The organism is Micromonospora sp. NPDC005161 (genome assembly GCF_053599855.1).
In genome coordinates, this window is sequence record NZ_JBSFYQ010000007.1 from 12,803 (window position 1) to 31,595 (window position 18,793).

19 protein-coding genes are annotated in these 18,793 nt (G+C 73.1%); 2 read left to right on the plus strand and 17 right to left on the minus strand.

Annotation, left to right across the window (positions count from 1 at the left end; all coding sequences use genetic code 11):
• Positions 1 to 17: 17 nt before the first annotated feature.
• Positions 18 to 359: a hypothetical protein gene (locus ACWD5O_RS08950; protein WP_450084969.1), complete on the plus strand. Its 342-nt coding sequence runs from the start codon at positions 18 to 20 to the stop codon at positions 357 to 359.
• 14 nt (positions 360 to 373) lie between these two features.
• On the opposite strand, the gene ACWD5O_RS08955 is transcribed toward ACWD5O_RS08950, so the two are convergent.
• From ACWD5O_RS08955 to ACWD5O_RS08970, 4 genes are all read right to left on the minus strand, one after another.
• Positions 374 to 841, minus strand: coding sequence for a ribose-5-phosphate isomerase (locus ACWD5O_RS08955; protein WP_450084970.1), 468 nt, complete (start codon positions 839 to 841; stop codon positions 374 to 376).
• Between the two features lie 88 nt (positions 842 to 929).
• On the minus strand, positions 930 to 2,129 hold the full coding sequence (locus tag ACWD5O_RS08960) for a DUF1015 family protein (protein WP_354963988.1): 1,200 nt from the start codon (positions 2,127 to 2,129) through the stop codon (positions 930 to 932).
• Positions 2,130 to 2,218: 89 nt separating this feature from the next.
• Complete coding sequence (locus ACWD5O_RS08965; RefSeq protein WP_450084971.1) at positions 2,219 to 2,809, minus strand: hypothetical protein; 591 nt, start codon at positions 2,807 to 2,809, stop codon at positions 2,219 to 2,221.
• Positions 2,810 to 3,002: 193 nt separating this feature from the next.
• On the minus strand, positions 3,003 to 3,626 hold the full coding sequence (locus ACWD5O_RS08970; protein WP_450084972.1) for a mycothiol-dependent nitroreductase Rv2466c family protein: 624 nt from the start codon (positions 3,624 to 3,626) through the stop codon (positions 3,003 to 3,005).
• Positions 3,627 to 3,847: 221 nt separating this feature from the next.
• On the opposite strand from ACWD5O_RS08970, the gene pepN reads away from it, so the two are divergent.
• Positions 3,848 to 6,397 (plus strand): aminopeptidase N, encoded by a 2,550-nt coding sequence (gene pepN, locus ACWD5O_RS08975; RefSeq protein ID WP_450084973.1) that lies wholly within the window; start codon positions 3,848 to 3,850, stop codon positions 6,395 to 6,397.
• A 129-nt stretch (positions 6,398 to 6,526) separates the two neighbouring features.
• Here the strand turns inward: pepN and ACWD5O_RS08980 are convergent, their stop codons facing one another.
• From ACWD5O_RS08980 to kynU, 13 genes are all read right to left on the minus strand, one after another.
• Positions 6,527 to 6,934: a DUF5130 family protein gene (locus ACWD5O_RS08980; protein ID WP_354963984.1), complete on the minus strand. Its 408-nt coding sequence runs from the start codon at positions 6,932 to 6,934 to the stop codon at positions 6,527 to 6,529.
• A complete protein-coding gene (gene ctaJ / locus ACWD5O_RS08985; protein ID WP_450084974.1) occupies positions 6,921 to 7,241 on the minus strand; it encodes an aa3-type cytochrome oxidase subunit CtaJ in 321 nt (106 codons plus the stop codon). Before ctaJ ends, ACWD5O_RS08980 begins: the two co-directional genes overlap by 14 nt.
• Positions 7,242 to 7,289: 48 nt before the next feature.
• On the minus strand, positions 7,290 to 8,753 hold the full coding sequence (locus ACWD5O_RS08990; RefSeq protein WP_450084975.1) for an amidase: 1,464 nt from the start codon (positions 8,751 to 8,753) through the stop codon (positions 7,290 to 7,292).
• A 352-nt stretch (positions 8,754 to 9,105) separates the two neighbouring features.
• Complete coding sequence (locus tag ACWD5O_RS08995; protein ID WP_450084976.1) at positions 9,106 to 10,107, minus strand: amidohydrolase family protein; 1,002 nt, start codon at positions 10,105 to 10,107, stop codon at positions 9,106 to 9,108.
• The gene (locus ACWD5O_RS09000) at positions 10,107 to 10,631 is read right to left on the minus strand and encodes a 3-hydroxyanthranilate 3,4-dioxygenase (RefSeq protein WP_354963982.1); all 525 of its coding nucleotides are present in this window, start codon (positions 10,629 to 10,631) and stop codon (positions 10,107 to 10,109) included. The genes ACWD5O_RS08995 and ACWD5O_RS09000 overlap by 1 nt, the downstream gene beginning before the upstream one ends.
• Positions 10,628 to 11,056 (minus strand): RidA family protein, encoded by a 429-nt coding sequence (locus ACWD5O_RS09005; protein ID WP_354963981.1) that lies wholly within the window; start codon positions 11,054 to 11,056, stop codon positions 10,628 to 10,630. The genes ACWD5O_RS09000 and ACWD5O_RS09005 overlap by 4 nt, the downstream gene beginning before the upstream one ends.
• Positions 11,053 to 11,826 (minus strand): 2-keto-4-pentenoate hydratase, encoded by a 774-nt coding sequence (locus ACWD5O_RS09010; RefSeq protein ID WP_354963980.1) that lies wholly within the window; start codon positions 11,824 to 11,826, stop codon positions 11,053 to 11,055. The genes ACWD5O_RS09005 and ACWD5O_RS09010 overlap by 4 nt, the downstream gene beginning before the upstream one ends.
• Positions 11,823 to 12,896, minus strand: coding sequence for a 4-hydroxy-2-oxovalerate aldolase (gene dmpG / locus ACWD5O_RS09015; protein ID WP_354963979.1), 1,074 nt, complete (start codon positions 12,894 to 12,896; stop codon positions 11,823 to 11,825). Before dmpG ends, ACWD5O_RS09010 begins: the two co-directional genes overlap by 4 nt.
• Positions 12,893 to 13,822: an acetaldehyde dehydrogenase (acetylating) gene (locus ACWD5O_RS09020; RefSeq protein WP_450084977.1), complete on the minus strand. Its 930-nt coding sequence runs from the start codon at positions 13,820 to 13,822 to the stop codon at positions 12,893 to 12,895. The genes dmpG and ACWD5O_RS09020 overlap by 4 nt, the downstream gene beginning before the upstream one ends.
• Positions 13,819 to 14,616, minus strand: a complete 798-nt coding sequence (locus ACWD5O_RS09025) for a 2-keto-4-pentenoate hydratase (RefSeq protein ID WP_354963977.1) — start codon at positions 14,614 to 14,616, stop codon at positions 13,819 to 13,821. The genes ACWD5O_RS09020 and ACWD5O_RS09025 overlap by 4 nt, the downstream gene beginning before the upstream one ends.
• Positions 14,617 to 14,638: 22 nt before the next feature.
• The gene (locus ACWD5O_RS09030; RefSeq protein WP_450085055.1) at positions 14,639 to 16,120 is read right to left on the minus strand and encodes a 2-hydroxymuconic semialdehyde dehydrogenase; all 1,482 of its coding nucleotides are present in this window, start codon (positions 16,118 to 16,120) and stop codon (positions 14,639 to 14,641) included.
• A gap of 23 nt (positions 16,121 to 16,143) precedes the next feature.
• Positions 16,144 to 17,481: an FAD-dependent oxidoreductase gene (locus tag ACWD5O_RS09035; RefSeq protein ID WP_354963976.1), complete on the minus strand. Its 1,338-nt coding sequence runs from the start codon at positions 17,479 to 17,481 to the stop codon at positions 16,144 to 16,146.
• Positions 17,478 to 18,788: a kynureninase gene (gene kynU, locus ACWD5O_RS09040; RefSeq protein WP_354963975.1), complete on the minus strand. Its 1,311-nt coding sequence runs from the start codon at positions 18,786 to 18,788 to the stop codon at positions 17,478 to 17,480. The genes ACWD5O_RS09035 and kynU overlap by 4 nt, the downstream gene beginning before the upstream one ends.
• Positions 18,789 to 18,793: the final 5 nt, after the last annotated feature.

Consider the following 18,793-nt stretch of genomic DNA (forward strand, 5'->3'; position numbering starts at 1 on the left):
CGGGGTACGGTCGGCTGATGGGCGACCCGGAGCGACGACGACGGCGGCTGCGCCACCACCCCGACTCCGAGCCGGCCGGGCAGGGCACCGACGGTCCGACGGCCAGCACCGCCGCTGTGCACGACGGCACCGATCCACCGCCCCGCCGGCGGGGCCCGGCCAACGACGAGCGCGACGGTGAGCGAGGCCTGCGCGGGCTGGTCGGCTCCGGCTCATCGCAGGTGGGGCTGAGCGCCGCGCTGCGGGCCCGGGACGGCGCCCGACCCACCGACGACGACCTCGCCGAGGCCGAGGCCCGGGTGGTGGTCGTCCGGCGCAACTGGGTGCCCCGCGAGGAGCTGCCCCGCCCGCCGCGCTGACCGCCCGGCCAGGGTCAGGGCAGGTCGGGCAGCTCCCGGGTCTCCTCGTACGCGGCCACCTGGGCGATCCGGCGGGCGTGCCGCTCGTTGCCGGAGAACGGGGTGTTCAGGAACGCCTCGACGATGGCGGTGGCCTCGTCCAGGGTGTGCTGGCGGGCGCCGACCGCGACCAGGTTCGCGTCGTTGTGCTGGCGGGCCAGCTGGGCGGTCTCGACGTTCCAGGCCAGCGCGGCGCGGACCCCGGCGACCTTGTTCGCGGCGATCTGCTCACCGTTGCCGGACCCGCCGATGACCACCCCGAGGCCGGTCTCGTCAGCCACCACCCGGTCGCCGGTGTGCAGGCAGAACGTCGGGTAGTCGTCGTCCGGGTCGTAGCTGTGCGGGCCGACGTCGACCACGTCGTACCCCTGCTTGGCCAGGTGGTTGGCGAGGTGCACCTTCAACTCGAAACCGGCGTGGTCGGATCCCAGGTAGACGCGCATACCGGGAAGTCTGTCAGGCCGCCGGCGGAGACGCCGCAGGGGCGGCGTCCCCGAGCCGGGTTCGTCACACGGCCGTGCGGCCGGTCGCTCAGCGGGGCAGTTCGGCGACCACCAGGCCGCCACGCGCCTTCGGGGTGAACCAGGTGCTCTTTCGCGGCATCTTCTCGCGGGCCAGGTTCACCGCGACGAAGTCCGCGACGGTCACCGGCGCGATCAGGATCGCCAGCTCGGCCCGCCCGGCGTCGACCTCCCCGGTGAGCCAGCTCGCCGGGTAGTCACCACCCACGTAGGTGATCCGCTTGTCGCCCGGGTCCAGGCCCAGCACGTCGCGCAGCAGCAGCCGCTCGACCAGGGCGTGGTCCAGGTTCTCCAGGCGATCGCCGGCGGTGCCGGGCAGGCGCACCGCGTACCCCTGGCCGGGAAGCCGGAGGTGGACGGTGCCGCCGGCCGCCGGGACCTCGACCGGGCCGTCGATCGGCTCGATCTCGGCTCCCGCCGCGCGCAGCCGGTCCAGCAGCTCGTCCGGCGTGGTGGTCAGCTCGCTGACCAGCCGGTTGTACGGCTGGATGGCCACCGAGGCGGGCGTGGTCACCACGGCCAGGAAGCGCGGCAGCCCACCGGTCTGGGCGGCCAGGCTGCGGTGGTTGCCGTCGGCGACGACCAGGTCCCCGCCGCCCGCGAGGCCGGTCAGCTCGTCCTGCTCCGGGCCGGGGCCGAGCAGCCAGATGGCGTGGGTGCGCCCCGCCTGGTCGGTGTCCGCCGCGGCGGGCGCGCCGGCCGCCTCGGTCGCCGCCGCGAGCGCGGCGTGCAGCTCGTCACCGCGCCCCGTCTGGAGCAGGAGTACGGGTGAGAGCAGGTGACCGAGCGACTCGGCCAGCGCCACCCGCTCACGCACCTTGGCGATGAAGACGTCCTCGTTGCGGATGACCAGGCCGGGCTCGTCGGCCCGGGTGGAGATCTGGTCGGTGTCCACCATCGCGAACAGCCCGTACGCCGGCTCGTCGTCCGGCGCGCTGATCCGGTAGAGCACCACCACCTGCTCGGCGGGGGTGTAGCTGCCGTCGGCCTTCGCCTCGGCGAGTCGGGCCACCGCGTCCGGCAGCGCGTCGAGGAAGGACTTCCCCTTACTCTCCGGCGCCCGGTGCGGCATCTCGATGCCGAGGGCACTGTGCGGGTTCGCCTCGATGATCGCGGTGATCTCCGCGTCGTCGGCGAACTCGTCGTAGTTCTGCGCGCCGGTGCCGCCGGTGGTGATCCAGGCCCGGGCGATCGGATGTACGACCGTCATGTCCGCTGACGCTACCGGCGACGACGTCGCCGGTAGCGGGGACCCGCGCGGCGTCCACCAGATGAAAGCACCGGGCCGGGGCGCGGCGGTCAGCCGGCCCGGCCGGATGCGCCCCGACGGTGCCGGCCGGCGACGGCGGACCCGCCGTTGCCCCGCCGGCCGGTCGCGGCGGGTCCGGTGGTCGCGTTGCGGCGCGGCGCGGCGGGCGGCCCCGGCACGGGACGCGGCTCGTGCGGCGGCGCCGGGACGGGTCGCGGGTTCAGCGGCGGCGTCGGCACCGGACGCGGGGCGGCGGGTGCCGGCGGAGGCGGCGCGGGTTCGGCCGGCGCGGCCGCCGACAGCGGGGCCGGCGCGTCCGCCGACGGTACGGCCGCCGACAGCGGGGCCGGCGTGGGCGCCGACGGTACGGGAGCCGCCTGGACGGCCAGCGCGGGGATCCCGAGCGGCTCCGAGCGATCCGCCGGCGTGCTGTCGGCGGACGGGGTCAGGCGGGAGGTGACCGGGACCCGGGCCACGCCGACCACGATGGGCGGGGCGAGCAGGTCCACCAGGTGGGCGGGAAGGTCGGGACGAACCACCGGCCAGCGGGAGTCGTCGACCGACCAGTAGGCCGCGCCGGGAGTCTCGATCACCCCCTGCCGGGTCAGTTGATCGTCACCGGACGCACGGTGCTTGGCCATCGGGATTGCCTCCACGAGCTGCGGGGTGCGGCCCTGCGGGTCGCTGCGGCGGACACCGAGGGAAACGAGGCCGCCCGTCCACCGGTGACGCCGTGACCGTTCCCGGCCCCCGGAGGCACCCGGCGTCCGACGCGACGCGCCCCCGCCCGGGCAACCGACGGTGTCCGGAACGGGGGCGCGTGGTGGTCGTGGATCAGTCGAAGATCGGGCCCTGCTCGCGGGTGCGCTTGAGCTCGTAGAAGCCCGGGGTGCCGGCGACCAGCAGTACGCCGTCCCAGAGCCGGCCGGCAGCCTCCCCCTTCGGTGCGGGCGTGATCACCGGGCCGAAGAACGCGACCTGGCCACCGTCCGGGCCGGGTGCGTGGATCACCGGGGTGCCCACGTCCTGCCCGACCGGCCGCATACCGGCCTCGTGGCTGGCCCGCAGCGCCGCGTCGTGCTCGGTGCCGCCGGCCACCTCGGCCAACGACGGGTCCAGGCCGGCATCGGTCAGCGCGGCGGCGAACAGCTCCGGCCCGAGCTGCTCCTTGCCGAGGTGGATCCGGGTGCCCAGCGCCGTGTAGAGCTTGCGGACGGCATCCGAGCCGTAGCGCTCCTCCACGGCGATGCAGACCCGTACCGGACCCCAGCCGGTCTTCATCAGCTCCTGGTACTGCTCGGGCAGGTCCCGGCCCTCGTTGAGCACCGACAGGCTCATCACGTGGAAACGGATGTCCACGTCCCGGACCTGCTCGACCTCCAGCAGCCAGCGGGAGGTGATCCACGCCCACGGGCAGATCGGATCGAACCACATGTCCACGGCGACACGTTCGGTCACGGTGAGGTCCCTTCGCGACAGGTGGCGCCGGCGATCCGGCGTCTCCACGAATCTTCACCCCGGCCCGCGTCGGCTGGCACCCGAATCAGAGCGTGACCTCGGCCACCGGCGGCTGGCGGTACGTGGAAGACTCGGATCCGGACCGGCCGCCACGAGCGGTCGGCGGACGGGCGCCGCCGGGCGTACGGCGAGACGTGGGATGGAGACGAACAGTGCCGGGAGTGCGCAACCTGACGCAGGTGGAGGCGACCGAGCGGGCCCGCCTGCTCGACGTTACGGGGTACGACATCAGTCTGGACCTGTCGACGGCCGTGCTGGCGGCGGACGGCCGCACGTTCCGGTCGACGACCGAGGTCCGGTTCCGCTGTGCCGAGCCGGGCGCGAGCACGTTCATCGAGGTGGCCGCCGACGCGGTGCGTTCCGCCACCTTGAACAGCGCTCCGGTCGACCTGTCCGACTGGTCGGCCGAGAAGGGCCTGACCCTGTCCGGGCTGGACAGCGAGAACACCCTGGTGGTCGACGCCGACTTCGGCTATTCCAACAGCGGTCAGGGGCTGCACCGCACGGTCGACCCGGTGGACGGCGAGACGTACCTCTACAGCCAGTTCGAAACGGCCGACGCGCAGCGGGTCTTCGCCTGCTTCGACCAGCCGGACCTGAAGAGCGTGTACACCTGGCACGCCACCGTGCCGGCGCACTGGCGGGCGGTGTCCAACATGCCGGTGCAGCGCGAGGAGCCGGCGGGTGAGGGGCTCAAGACGCTGCACTTCACCGAGTCGCCCCGGATGAGCACCTACATCACGGCGATGTGCGCCGGGCCGTACCACGAGGTGCGCGACACCCACGACGGCATCGACCTGGGCGCGTTCTGCCGGGCGTCGATGGCGCCCTACCTCGACACGGACGACCTGTTCCTGATCACCAAGCAGGGCTTCGACTTCTTCCACGAGAAGTTCGGGGTGCGCTACCCGCTGCCGAAGTACGACCAGCTCTGGGTGCCCGACTTCAACGCCGGCGCGATGGAGAACTTCGGCTGCGTGACGCACGCCGAGTCGCACTACCTGTTCCGCTCGCAGGTCACCGACTTCGAGTACGAGCAGCGCGCCAACACGATCCTGCACGAGATGGCCCACATGTGGTTCGGCGACCTGGTCACCATGCGCTGGTGGAACGACCTGTGGCTGAACGAGTCGTTCGCCGAGTGGGCCAGCCACTGGTGCAACACCAACGCCACCCGCTTCACCGAGGCGTGGACGACGTTCCTGTCCATCCGGAAGAACTGGGGCTACCGGCAGGACCAGCTCTCCTCCACCCACCCGGTCTACACCGAGATGCCGGACATGGAGGCCGTGGAGGTCAACTTCGACGGCATCACCTACGCCAAGGGCGCGAGCGTGCTCAAGCAGCTCGTCGCGTACGTGGGTGAGGAGCCGTTCGTGGCCGGGCTGCGGGCATACTTCGGCAAGCACGCCTGGGGCAACGCCACCTTCGACGACCTGCTCACCGAGCTGGAGGCGGCCTCGGGCCGGGAGCTGCGCAAGTTCGCCGCGCAGTGGCTGGAGACCGCGCAGGTCAACACGCTGCGCCCGGAGGTGACGATCGGCGCGGACGGCACGTACCAGCAGGTCGTCGTCCGGCAGGAGGCGCCGGCCGCGTACCCGACGATGCGGACGCACCGGATCGGCGTGGGCCTGTACGACCTGACCGACGGGCGGCTGGTCCGCCGCGAGCGGCACGAGGTGGACGTGACCGGCGAGCGCACCGACCTCGCCGAGCTGCGCGGCGTCCGGGCGGCCGACGTGCTGCTGCTCAACGACGACGACCTGAGCTACACCAAGCTGCGCCTCGACGACCGGTCGATGGCCACGGTGGTGCAGCACATCGGTGGCTTCGAGTCGTCGCTGGCCCGGGCGTTGTGCTGGACCGCGGCGTGGGACATGACCCGCGACGCGGAGCTGGCGGCCCGCGACTACGTGGCGCTGGTGGTCAGCGGGCTGCCCGCCGAGACCGACATCAACCTGGTCACCGCCACCCTGCGCCAGGCGACCACCACCCTCACGTTGTACGCCGACCCCGCCTGGGCGCCGACCGGCTGGGCCGAGCTGGCCCGCACCGCGAGGGACGCGCTCGCGGCGGCCGACGCGGGCAGCGGCTTCCAGCTGGCCTGGGCCCGGGCGTACGCCTCGGCGGCCCGCTCCGAGGAGGACCTGGCCACCCTGCGCGGCTGGATGGACGGCTCCGGCGCGCCGGCCGGGCTGACCGTGGACACCGAGCTGCGGTGGACGGTGCTCGGCGCGCTGGTGGCCAACGGCGCGGCGGGCGCCGCCGAGGTCGAGGCGGAGCTGGCCGGTGACCGCACCGCCAGTGGCGAGCGGGAGGCCGCGTACGCGCACGCGCTGGTGCCGACCGCGGAGAACAAGACCGCCGTGTGGGCGCTGCTGACCGGCCCGGACGCGCTGCCCAACTGGCGGCACCGGGCGCTGTTGCAGGGCTTCGCCCACCCGGCGCAGGTGGAGCTGGTCGCCCCGTACCGGGAGCGGTACTTCGCGGCGGTCGGCCAGGTGTGGGCCACCCGGGACAGCGAGCCGGCGCAGGAGTTCGCCCAGCTGGCGTACCCGACCTACCTGGTGGAGGACGACACGGTGGCGGCCACCGACGCGTGGCTGGCCGGCGACGGGCACCCCGGCCCGCTGCGCCGGCTGGTCGCCGAGGGCCGCGACGGCGTCGTGCGGGCGCTCAAGGCCCGAGCGAAGGACGCCCAGGGCGCCTGATAGGCCGTATCCGACCGAGGGGTCGGCGTGGGCGGCAGCCCGCGCCGGCCCCTCGGCGTGAAACCAGCCCGCACAGAGCGAAGCCCGGCCCGCTGAAAGCGGACCGGGCTTTCTCGTATGAGGAAGGGCTCAGCCCTTGCCGGCGTGGCTGGCGAGCTGGTCGAGGCCGTTGATGATGCCGCCGGCCAGGTCGCCCCCGCTGAACGCGCCGACCATGGAGAGCGCGGCCAGCTTGGCGTACGTGTCGGGGATGCGCTTGCGGGAGTGCCGTCCGGTGACGATCTCCAGCTGCCGCTGGTTGGGCGACACCGCGATCAGCACCGACTTGTCGGGGTTGGCGAGCTGGCGGTGCAGCCGCTGGGCGTGCTCCCGGACCGGCTCGTCGAGGCCGCCGACGAAGACCGAGAAGACCAGGCCGGTGCCCTGGTCGGCCAGGCGTAGCGCCTCGTCGATGCGCAGCAACTGACGGGTCGAGAACGGCCCGTCCAGCACCTCGGGCGGATTTACCGTCCCGGCCTGCTCCTCACCAACGGTCACTTGCGCCTCCGGTTCCACCGGCCGGCGCCTCGACGCTGGCCTGCTCAAGCTTGTGGCTGGTCAGCGCGGGCGCCTGCGCGCCCGCCGCCAGCGCGGTGCCGGCCGAGTCGGCCAGCTGCTCCGGGCGGCCAAGGAACCAGACCGGAGTGAAGTCGAAGGGCCGGCCCGGCCGGTAGCGCTTGGAGCCACCACCACCGCCGGTACCACCGCCGCGGCCGCCGGCGTACGCCAGGCCGGCGATCACCAGCACTGCGGCCGCCGGGATGCCGACGAAGACCAGCAACGTCTCGGTAACAGACAATCCCAACGCCCCCAGGCGGAAGAAGGACCTCGAACAACCGGGTCGGATGAACGATCATGATGGCGATCGGCCGACTCCGTCGCCATTCACGTTAGCGGAGTCGACGGCCCGCCAGATTGCGGGGTGCCGATCCCATTGGTCACTCCAGTTCTCCAGTTGCGCAGCGGCCGCGATCAGCCGCGCGTCGTCGCCGTATCGGCCGGTGAGCAGCACCCCGACGGGCAGGCCGTCGGTGGTCGTGCCCAGCGGCAGGGACACGGAGGGATCACCGGTGACGTTGAAAATGGCGCAGTAGGGCGAAAACCGGCGTTGCCGGTCGAAATCGGCCGCCGGGTCGCCGTCCGCGGTGAACCAGCCGACGGGTGCCTGCGGTGTGGCCAGGGTGGGGCAGAGCAGCAGATCGCAGCCTGCGGTGCGGCGGGCGCCCAGGCGTACCTGGGCCTGCAACTCGCCGAGGGTGGCGGCCAGGGCGCCGGCGGAGACCTCAGCACCCCGGGCCCGCAGCAGCCGGGTCAGCGGCAGCAGCTCCGACTCCCGCTGCGGTGGCACCGGGGCCAGCGCCAGCACGTACCAGATGACTTCGAACAGCGGCCACGCCTCCGGCCCGAGCGGCGCCGGCACCTCGACCACCTCGTGGCCGGCGGCGGTGAGCAGCGCGGCCGCCCGGTCCACGGCGGCCACGCAGTCGGGGTGCACCGGCTCGTCGGCGAGCATCGGGGTGGTGAACCGGCCGATCCGCAGCCGGCCGGGCTCGGCCCGGCGGGCGACGGCCAGGTAGCCGCCGGGCGGCGCGGCCGGCGGCAGGTAGGGCTCACCGGGCACCGGCACGGCCATGACGTCGAGCAGTGCGGCGACGTCGGTGACGGTCCGGCCGAGCGGCCCGCTGGTGGGCAGGCCGAAAGCGCCGGAGCCGAGCGGCCCGCCGGAGACCAGGCCGCGGCTGGGCTTGTAGCCGACCAGGCCGCAGAGCGACGCCGGGATGCGCAGCGAGCCGCCGCCGTCGGAGCCCTGGGCGACCGGGACCAGCCCGGCCGCGACCGCCGCCGCCGCGCCGCCGCTGGAGCCGCCCGCGGTGTACGCGAGCTGCCACGGATTGCGGGCCGGCGGCGCGACCCGGCCCTCCGAGTAGAGCGAGCAGCCCAGCTCGGAGGTGGTCGTCTTGCCCAGGCTCACCAGCCCGGCGGCCTTGATGAACCGGACCACGTCGGCGTCGACCGGCGGGACGAAGTCGACGAAGGCAGCCGACCCGAAGGTGGTGCGGACCCCGGCGGTGAGAGTCAGGTCCTTGATCGCGGTCGGTACGCCGTGCAGCGGGCCACGTCCCTCGGCGGGCACGGCGTCCGCCGCGCGGGCGGCCTCCCGGGCCAGTTCCGGCGTGACCGTGACGAACGCGCCAACGGTGTCGCCGATCGCCGCCACCCGGCGCAGGTGGTGCTCGACCAGCTCCCCGCTGGACAGCTCGCCGCGCGCCACGGCGGCGGCCTGCTCCAACGCGGTCAGGTCGTGCATGTCGGCCATGCCGTCATCCTGCCGGCCGCCGGCCTCCGGTGCACCCGTCACGCGCCGACGATCGGCAACCGGCCGCCGCCGCTCTCGCCGCCGCGCCCTTGGTCGCCGTACAGCCGCTCGTCGCGGGTGCCCGCCCGATTCACGCTCGATTGCTCCGCCGCTGCCGCCGGACCGCCGACAGTCCCTGAGACCGCCTTTGCTCTGCTTCAACGCACGCAACAGGGAGCGTCCGATATCTGGACGGTCGGTGTTGCGTGGAGTGAAGCAGAGCAAAGGCTGTCGAGGGGGTGGGTAAGGCCGCCACCGTCGTTGGGAAGACCGCCACCGCGGAGGGCGAGCCAGCAAGCAAGGGCGACCGCGCTCAGCCGTGCAGGAAGCGCAGGGCGTTGGTGGCGAGGAGCTTGTCGCGCTGCTCGGCGGTGAGGAAGTCGGCCGCGCGGACCACCGCGCCGGCCGGCCGCTCGCCCAACGGGTACGGATAGTCGCTGCCGACCAGCACGCGGTCCTCTCCCATGGTGTCGACCAGCAGGCGCAGCGCGGGCGGCGCGAAGACCACCGAGTCGACGCTGAACCGGTCGACGTAGCTGCTCGGCGGAGCTGCCGACGCGCCACGGACCAGGTCGCCACGGCGGTGCCAGGCGTTGTCGGCGCGGCCGAGCCAGAACGGGAAGCTGCCGCCGCCGTGCGCGAAGCAGAGCCGCAACGTCTCCGGCACCCGGTCGAAGACGCCGCCCAGGATCATCGCCAACACCGACAGGTGCGTCTCGGTGGGCATCCCGGTGAGCCAGCGGGCCATCCACCGGTCCAGGCGGGGGCCGCCCGGCATGTCCCACGGATGGACGAAGACCGGCGCCCCCACCTCAGCGCAGTGCTGGAGGAAGGTGACCACGCCGGCGTCGTCCAGGTCCCGGTCGCCGACGTGGTTGCCGATCTCCACGCCGACGTGCCCGGCGGCCAGGCAGCGGTCCAGTTCGGCGCAGGCGGCGTCCGGGTCCTGCAACGGCACCTGGCAGAACGGCACCAACCGGTCGCCGCCGCCCGCGGTGACCTCCAGGGTCAGGTCGTTGAAGATCCGGGCGACCTTCACGGCCTGATCGGCGGGGCGGTCGTAGCTGAAGAAGACCGGTGTCGGCGAGACGACCTGCACGGCCACGCCGTCCGCGTCCATGTCGGCCAGTCGGCTCGCCGCATCCCAACACTCGGCGCCGACCGGCCGGAACTCCGACTCCCCCACCATGATCATCGCGGCCCGCTCGGAGTCGACCCGCAGCCAGGGCCAGCCGGACCCGCCGCACGCGGCGCCGAGGTCCGGCCATCCCTTCGGTACGACGTGCGTGTGCACGTCGACCACGCCTGCGGGCATCAGCCCTTGCCCGGGTGCAGCGTGCCGCAGTTGGCGCAGGTACGCGCGGCCTCATCGGCGTAGAACGCCTGGAACACCGGCGGCAGATCGGCGGCGATGTCCCGGACCTGCAACTCGACCTCGTGCACCTTGTGCCCGCACTCCGGGCAGTACCACTGGAACGTCTCCAGCGTGCCCTCCTCGCGGACCCGCTCGACCACGACACCGATCGAACCGGCCTCCGGCCGCTGCGGCGAGTGCGGGGTGTTCCGCGGCAGCATCCACATCTGCCCCTCGCGCACGTGCACCGTGCGCGGCCCCTCGGGGCTCATGAGGTTGATGTGCATGTTGCCCTTGACCTGGTAGAAGAACTCCTCGTACGGGTCCACGTGGAAGTCGGTGCGCTGGTTGGGCCCGCCCACCACCATCACGATGAAGTCGTCCCCGCCGGGGAACATCTCCTTGTTGCCGACCGGCGGCTTCAACAGGTGCTGGTTGTCCGCGATCCATCCCGGAAAACTGAACGGCTCGGCGATCTCACTCACGACTGACCTCCCGAGGGAAGAAGGGCCACGGCCTGAATCTCGATGAGCAGGTGCGGGTGGGGCAACTGGTGCACCGCCACCGTCGTGCGGGTCGGCCCGGACGCGTCGAAGAACTCCGCCCACACCTCGTTGTAACCACCGAAGTCGTTCATGCTGACCAGGTACGACGTCACCTGGACGAGGTCGGCCAGGTCGGCGCCGACCGAGCGCAGCAGATCCCGGACGTTCTCGACGACCGCGCGCGTCTGCACCCGGATGTCGAGGTTCGTCGTCCCGAACTCGTCCACCTCGACACCGGCGAACGAGTTGTCCGCCCGCCGGGACGACGTACCGGAGACGAAGACGAACCCGCCCGCGACCTTGACGTGCGGAAACGCCCCCCGCGGTGTGGCCTTTCCGGCCACCACCCGCGCCCCGCCGCTCATGCCGACGCCTTCAACGACGCCGTGCCGAGCTTCTCCACCACGGCCCGCACGTGCGCACCCGGACGCAGCGGCACCGCGGCGGTGGCGGCGCCGGCCAGGAAGACCCACCCGGACTGCAGGCGCACGCCGTGCCGGCCGGCCAGCCGGATGCCCTCGTCGAGCGCCCGACGCGGATCGCCGAGGATCGCCGCCGTCGAGCCGACCTGAACGACCCGCCCGTCGACCTCCAGCAACACGCCGAGGTTGTCCAACCCGTCCGGCACCGGCGACCACGGCCCGATGACGAACGCCGCGGCCGAGGTGTTGTCTGCGATCACGTCCGGCAGGGAGAACCGGAAGTCGGCGTACCGGGAGTCGATCAGCTCGATCGCCGGGGCGACCGCGCGGACCGCCGAGGCGAAGTCGCCGACCTGCTCGCCCGGCTCGGGCAGCCGGTCCAGCAGGAACGCCACCTCCGGCTCGACCCGGGGGTGGATGTACGCGGCCGGGTCGACGACGCCGCCGTCGGGCACCCGCATCGCGTCGGTGAGCCGCCCCCAGATCACCTCGTCCACGCCGACCTGCGCCATCTTCGCCTTGCTGGTCAGACCCATCTTCAGCCCGACCAGCCGCTCACCCCGGTCCAGTCGGCGCTGCACCAGCGCCGCCTGCACGCCGTACGCGCTCGGCACGTCCAGCCCCACCTCCGCGGCGAGCTGTGGAATGGCGGTGGCGGTGTCCGCCGCCGCGCCGAGTTTCGCCGCGACGCCCACGGTGTCCACGCCGATCATTGCGCCACCTTCTTCTCGCGCTGACCCACCAGGTCCAGCGCCACGTCCACGATCATGTCCTCCTGGCCGCCGACCATCCGTCGCCGTCCCAGCTCGACCAGGATCGAACGGACGTCGACGCCGTACTTCGCCGAGGCCCGTTCGGCGTGCCGCAGGAAGCTGGAGTAGACCCCGGCGTACCCCAGGGAGAGCGTCTCCCGGTCCACCTGGACCGGCCGGTCCTGCAGCGGACGGACCAGGTCGTCGGCGGCGTCCATCAGCGCGAACACGTCGCAGCCGTGCCGCCAGCCGTGCAGCTCGGCGACCGCGACGAAGACCTCCAGCGGGGCGTTGCCGGCGCCGGCGCCCATCCCGGCCAGTGAGGCGTCCACCCGCACGGTCCGACCGTGCGCCGCGTCGGCGTCGGCCGGGGCGGACCCGGTGACCCGGCCGTGCTCGACGGCGAGCACGCTGTTGGCCACCCCGAGGGACAGGTTGTGGTGGGCGTGGATGCCGATCTGCGTCTCCGGCTCCAGCACCTGCCGGTACGCGTCGACGCGCTGCGCCACGTCGGACATCAGCAGCCGGCCACCCGAGTCGGTGACGTAGACGCAGTGCGCGCCGTACGACTCCATCAGCTTGGCCTGCCCGGCCAGCCCGGCCGGGTCGTTCATGTGCGACATCATCAGGAACCCGGCCACGTCCATGCCGTTCTCCCGCGCCCAGGAGATGTGCTGGGCGGAGATGTCGGCCTCCGTGCAGTGGGTTGCGATGCGGACGCTGGTCACCCCGAGGGCCTTCGCCGCCTTCAGGTCGGCGATGGTGCCGATGCCCGGCAGCAGCAGGGTCGTCAGCTTCGCCGTGGTCAGCACCTCGGCGGCAGCGGAGATCCACTCGGCGTCGCTGGCCGCGCCGTGGCCGTAGTTGACGCTGGAGCCGGCGAGCCCGTCGCCGTGCGCCACCTCGATAGCGGCCACCCCGGCGGCGTCCAGCGCGGCGGCGATGGCGCGCACCTGGTCGACCGTGTACCGGTGGGCAATGGCGTGCATGCCGTCGCGCAGCGTCACGTCCTGGATGTACAGGGCCGTCATCGGGCGATCACCGCACGCAGCGCGACCAGCCGCTCCGCGGTACGCAGCGCGGCGGAGGTCATGATGTCCAGATTGCCGGCGTACGCCGGCAGGTAGTGCCCGGCGCCGGAGACCTCCAGGAAGACCGACACCTGCAGGGCGGTGAGCTGACGCCCGAGCGTCGGCAGGTACGCCTCCACCCGGTCGAACTGCACGTCCTGCTTGAGGCGGTAGCCGGGGACGTACTCCTGCACGGTCGCCACCATGTCGGCCACCGCGGCGGCGATGGCGGCGGTGTCGGCGTCGGCGTCCGGGCAGAGGCAGTAGACGGTGTCGCGCATCAGCAGCGGCGGGTCCGCCGGGTTCAGCACGATGATCGCCTTGCCCCGTTCGGCGCCGCCGACCACCTCGATGGCCCGGGCCGTCGTCTCGGTGAACTCGTCGATGTTGGCCCGGGTGCCCGGCCCGGCCGAGCGGGACGCGATCGACGCGACGATCTCCCCGTACGCCACCGGGGTGACCCGGCGCACCGCGGCGACGATCGGCACGGTCGCCTGCCCGCCGCAGGTCACCATGTTCACGTTCGGCTCGTGCAGGTGCTCGTCGAGGTTGACCGGCGGCACCACGTACGGGCCGAGCGCGGCGGGGGTCAGGTCGACCACCGTGCGGCCGTGCGCGCGCAGCACCTCGTCGTGTCGCCGGTGCGCGCCGGCCGACGTGGCGTCGAAGACCAGCTCGACGTCGGCGAACTCCGGCATCGCGACCAGCCCGTCCACGCCCTCGGCGGTGGTGGCCACGCCGAGCCGGCGGGCCCGTGCCAGGCCGTCGGAGGCCGGATCGATGCCGGCCATCGCCACCATCCGCAGCTGGCTGCTGAGCCGCAGCACCTTGATCATCAGGTCGGTGCCGATGTTTCCGGAACCGAGCACCGCCACACCGGTCGTCACTGACCACCCTCCTTGCTGAAACACGTCCGCACCGAGCCCAGCCCGGAGATCCGCGCCTCGTACGCGGCCCCCGGAGTGACCGGAACCATCGGGCCGAGGGCCCCGGAGAGCACCACGTCCCCGGCGCGCAGCGGGTCACCCGCGCGAGCCAGCGTGCCGGCCAGCCAGTGCAGGGCGTGCAGCGGGTTGCCCAGGCAGGCCGCGCCGGCGCCCACCGAGACCGGCTCACCGGCGTGCTCCAGCACCATCCCGCAGAGCCGCAGGTCGAGGTCGGCGAGCCGGCGCGGCGTGGTGCCGAGCACGAAGAGCCCGCTGGAGGCGTTGTCGGCGACCGTGTCCACGATGGAGATGTCCCAGGCGGCGATCCGTGAGTCGACGATCTCGATCGCCGGCAGCACGTGGTCGACGGCGCGGACCAGGTCGACCGTGGTGATCCGCGGCTCCGGTAGATCCTTGCCGAGCACGAACGCGACCTCCGCCTCGACCCGCGGCTGGAGCAGCCGGTCGATGGCCACCTCGGCGCCGTCGGCGACGGCCATCGCGTCGGTCAGCATGCCGAAGTCCGGTTGGAAGACCCCGAAGCTCTCCTGCACCGCCCGGGAGGTAAGCCCGATCTTCGCGCCGACCCGGCGCTCGCCCTGACCCTGCCAGGCCCGCGCCTGGAGCTGCTGCACGCGGTACGCCGACTCGACGTCGCCCTCCGTCAGCAGCCGGCCGCGCAGGGGTGGGCACGGCTTTCCGGTGGTGCGGGCCTCGGCCAGCTCCCGGTTGGCGGCCTCGATGTCAGCTTTCATGCCCGCTCCTCGCTGCGGTGGCTCACGACAGGTCCACGCAGACGTTGGTGAGTTCGGAGTAGAAGTTCAACGAGTGCACGCCACCCTCGCGGCCGATGCCGGACGCCTTCACCCCGCCGAACGGGGTACGCAGGTCGCGCAGGAACCAGGTGTTGACCCAGACAATGCCGGCGTCCAGCCGGGCACCGGCCCGGTGCGCACGGCCCACGTCCCGGGTCCACACCGTCGCCGCCAGCCCGTACTCGGTGCCGTTGGCCAGCGCGTACGCCTCGTCCTCGGTGTCGAACGGCGCGACGTGCACCACCGGGCCGAAGATCTCCTCGCGGTTGGTGCGGGCGTCCGCGCCGAGCCCGGTGAGCACCGTCGGCTGCACGTACGACCCGCCGTCGCGAGCGTCACCGAAGGTGGGCGTGCCGCCGCCGGTCAGCACCTTCGCGCCCTCGGCGCGGGCCAGCTCGTAGTGGCCGAGCACCTTGGCCCGGTGCTGATGGGAGATCAGCGGCATGGTGGCCGTCGCCTCGTCGGCCGGCCAGCCGTACGCCAGCTCGCCGGCCCGCTTCGCCAGCCGGGCGGTGAACTCCTCGAAGATCGGACGCTGGACGTAGATGCGCTCGGTGCAGAGGCAGACCTGCCCGCCGTTGGTGAAGCTGGAGCGCACCGAGCCGGCCACCGCAGCGTCCAGGTCGGCGTCGGCGAAGACCAGGCCGGCGTTCTTGCCGCCCAGCTCGAAGCTCACCGCCTTCACCCCGTCGGCGGCGGCTCGCATGATCGCGCCGCCGGTGGCCGACTCACCGGTGAAGGTGATCGCGTCCACCCCGGGGTGGCGGGTGAGGAACTCGCCGGCCGAGTCGGGCCCGAACCCGTGCACCAGGTTGAACACCCCGGCCGGTACGCCGGCGGCGGCCATCACCTCGGCGAGCACCGTCGCCGAGGCCGGCGTCTCCTCGCTGGGCTTGATCACCACGGCGTTGCCGCAGGCCAGCGCGGGGGCGACCTTCCAGGTGAGCAGCAGCAGCGGCAGGTTCCACGGCACGATCACCGCGACCACGCCGACCGGCTTGCGGACCGCGTAGTTGAGCGCCCGACCGCCGGTCGGCGTGACCGTGGTGAACGACTCGGTGGGCGCGGTCGCCACGATCTCCGCGAACGCCCGGAAGTTCGCCGCGCCCCGAGGGATGTCCAGCGTGCGGGCCTGGGCGATGGACTTGCCGGTGTCGGCGACCTCGGCGGTGACCAGGTCGTCGAAGCGGCGTTTCAGCTCGTCGGCGACCCGGCGCAGCACCTCGGCGCGCTCGCGTTCGCCCATCCGGCCCCACGGCCCGCGCAGCGCGGCCCGGGCGGCGGCCACCGCGTCGTCCACGGTGGACTTCGACGCCTCGGCCACCTCGAAGACCTGCTCGCCGGTCACCGGGCTCATTTTGGTGAACGTCGGCCCTCCGTCGACGAACTCGCCGGCCACGAAGTTGCGCAGCCGCGGTGGCCCGGCTGGCGCCCGGCCGTCCATCAGTCGGGGATCCCAGCTGCCAGTCATGCGCGCCTCCCTCGGCTGAGCGCCGCGCCGATCGCACCGACCAGCAGCAACGCGGCGCCGCCGGCGAGCACGCCGAGCGCCCGGTGCTGCCGGCGGACCCGACGGCGAACCTCGGCGTACGGGGTGGTGGAGAAGGACACCAGCTCGTACTGGGAAACGTACCGGCCGGGCAGCGCCCGTTCCAGTGCGTGCTCCACCCGCCGACCGAGCTGGAAGACCGGTGAGGCGACCTTGTCCCGCATCTCCACGAAGTTGGTCAACGCCATCCTCGCGATGGCCTCGGCGTTCTCCTGCCGCCGCCGCTGGAACAGGGGCAGCGCCGCCGCCCAGTCGTCGGCGCACTCGTCGAGACAGCGGTCCAGCTCCACCACGTCCTCGAAGGCGCAGTTGGCGCCCTGGCCGTAGAACGGCACGATGGCGTGCGCGGCGTCGCCGAGCAGGCCGACCGTGCCGTTGACCTGCCAGGGTGTGCAGCGGACCGTGCCGAGCACGCCCACCGGGTTGTGCTGGTAGTCGTCCACCAGGCCCGGCGCCAGCGGGATCACGTCCGGGTAGTGCTGGGCGAAGTGCCGCTCGATCGCGGCCGGGCTGTCCAGCGAGGCGAAGCTGCCTGCGCCCTGGTTGGGCCAGAACAGCGTGCAGGTGAAGGAGCGGTCCGGGTTGGGCAGGGCGATCATCATCGAGGTGCCGCGCGGCCAGATGTGCAGCGCGTCCGGATCCAGCGCGAAATCCCCGCCCAGTGGCGGCAGGGTCAGCTCCTTGTAGCCGTAGTCGAGGAGATCCACGCTCTCGCTCAGCAGCCCGTGCGCCAGCAGCTGCCCGCGTACCGCCGAGCCCGCGCCGTCGGCTCCAAGCACCACCGACGCCTTGGCGGTGACCGGGCCCTGCGGGGTGTCGAAGGTCAGGCCGCCGTCGGTCGGGTCGAGCCCGACCAGCCGGTGATCGAAGACGATCCGTACGCCGGGCAGCTCGGCGGCCGCGTCCAGCAGGGCGTTGTTCAGCGCACCCCGGCTGATCGAGTTGATCGCCCGGTCACCGGCCGCGCTGTACGACTGGAACTGCGGCTCCCCCTCGACCGGGTGGATCATCCGGCCGCGCATCGGCAGGGCGTCGGTCATCACCTGCTCGTCGAGGCCGATCCGGCGCAGCGCGTCCAGCCCGCGCTCGGAGAGCGCCAGGTTGATGGAGCGGCCCCGCTCCGCCGTGCCGGCGCGCGGGTCCGGCCGGCGCTCGTAGAGCGCCACCGGGTAGCCGCGCCGGGCCAGGAAGCAGGCGGCCAGGCAGCCAGCCAGTCCGGCGCCGATGATCGCGATCTCGTCGCGCTGGGAAGTCATGAGGACACCTGCCCAACCGTCGCGGCGAGCGCTGCGGCGGCCCGCCAACAGTCGTGATACGTGGAGTAGAGCGGCACCGGGGCGAACCGGACCACGTCCGGCTCCCGGGCGTCCGCGATCACGCCGTGTTCGTGCCGCAGGCGCTTGGTCAGCTCGGCGGCGCTACCGGCGCCGATCCGCACCGAGAGCTGGCAGCCCCGCCGGGCGGGGTCGCGCGGGGTGATGACGCGCAGCGGCCGGTCGGCGGTGACCTCGTCGAGCAGTTGCTCCAGCCAACCGGTGAGCCGCAGGCTGCGGACGCGCAACGCCGGCATGCCGACCGCGTCGAACAGCTCCAGCGAGGTGCGCACCGGGCCCATCGCGAAGATCGGCGGGTTGGAGATCTGCCAGGCCTCCACGGTGGCCGGTGGCCGGGACACCGGCGTCATCTCGAACCGGGTGGCCGCCGCGGTGCTCCACCACCCCTCGAAGCGGGGCAGGTCGGGGTCGCCGAGGTGCCGCTCGTGCACGAAGACACCGGCCAGCGCGCCCGGCCCCGAGTTCAGGTACTTGTAGGAGCACCAGGCGGCGAAGTCGACGTCCCAGTCGTGCAGGGCCAGCGGCACATTGCCGACCGCGTGCGCCAGGTCCCAACCGACCACCGCGCCGGCCGCCCGGCCGGCGGCCGTGATCGCCGGGATGTCGAGCAGCTCGCCGGTCAGGTAGTTGACCCCGCCGAGCAGCACCAGCGCCACCCGGTCACCCTCGGCGGCCAGGTATCCGGTCACGTCCTCGGTGCGCAGGGCGTCCTCGCCGGGGCGCGGGCGCAGCCGGACCACGGTCTCGTCCGGGTCCAGGCCGTGGAACCGCGCCTGGCTGCGCACCGCGTAGCTGTCCGAGGGGAACGCGGCGTCCTCGATGACGATGCGGGTGCGGGCGCCGGCCGGGCGGTAGAAGCTGACCATCAGCAGGTGCAGGTTGACCGTGAGCGAGTTCATCACCACGGTCTCCGCGGGCCGGGCGCCGACCAGTCGGGCCGCCGGCGCCGTCAACAGCTCGTGGTACGGCAGCCAGGCCCGCTCCGCCTCCAGGTGCCCCTCGACGCCGAGCCGCTGCCAGGCGTCCAGATCGGCGAGGAGTTCGTCACGGGTGGCCCGGGGCTGCAGTCCGAGCGAGTTGCCGGCGAGGTACGCCGACTCGGCGTGGCTGCCGCCGTCGGCCGGCGGCACGTGGAACAGGTGCCGGTGGCCCGGGTCGGCGTCGTCCAGGCGGCGGGCCTCCGCTTCGCCAGCGGCGAAGCCCAGTGGCTCGGTTTGAGGGGTGTGCACAGGGG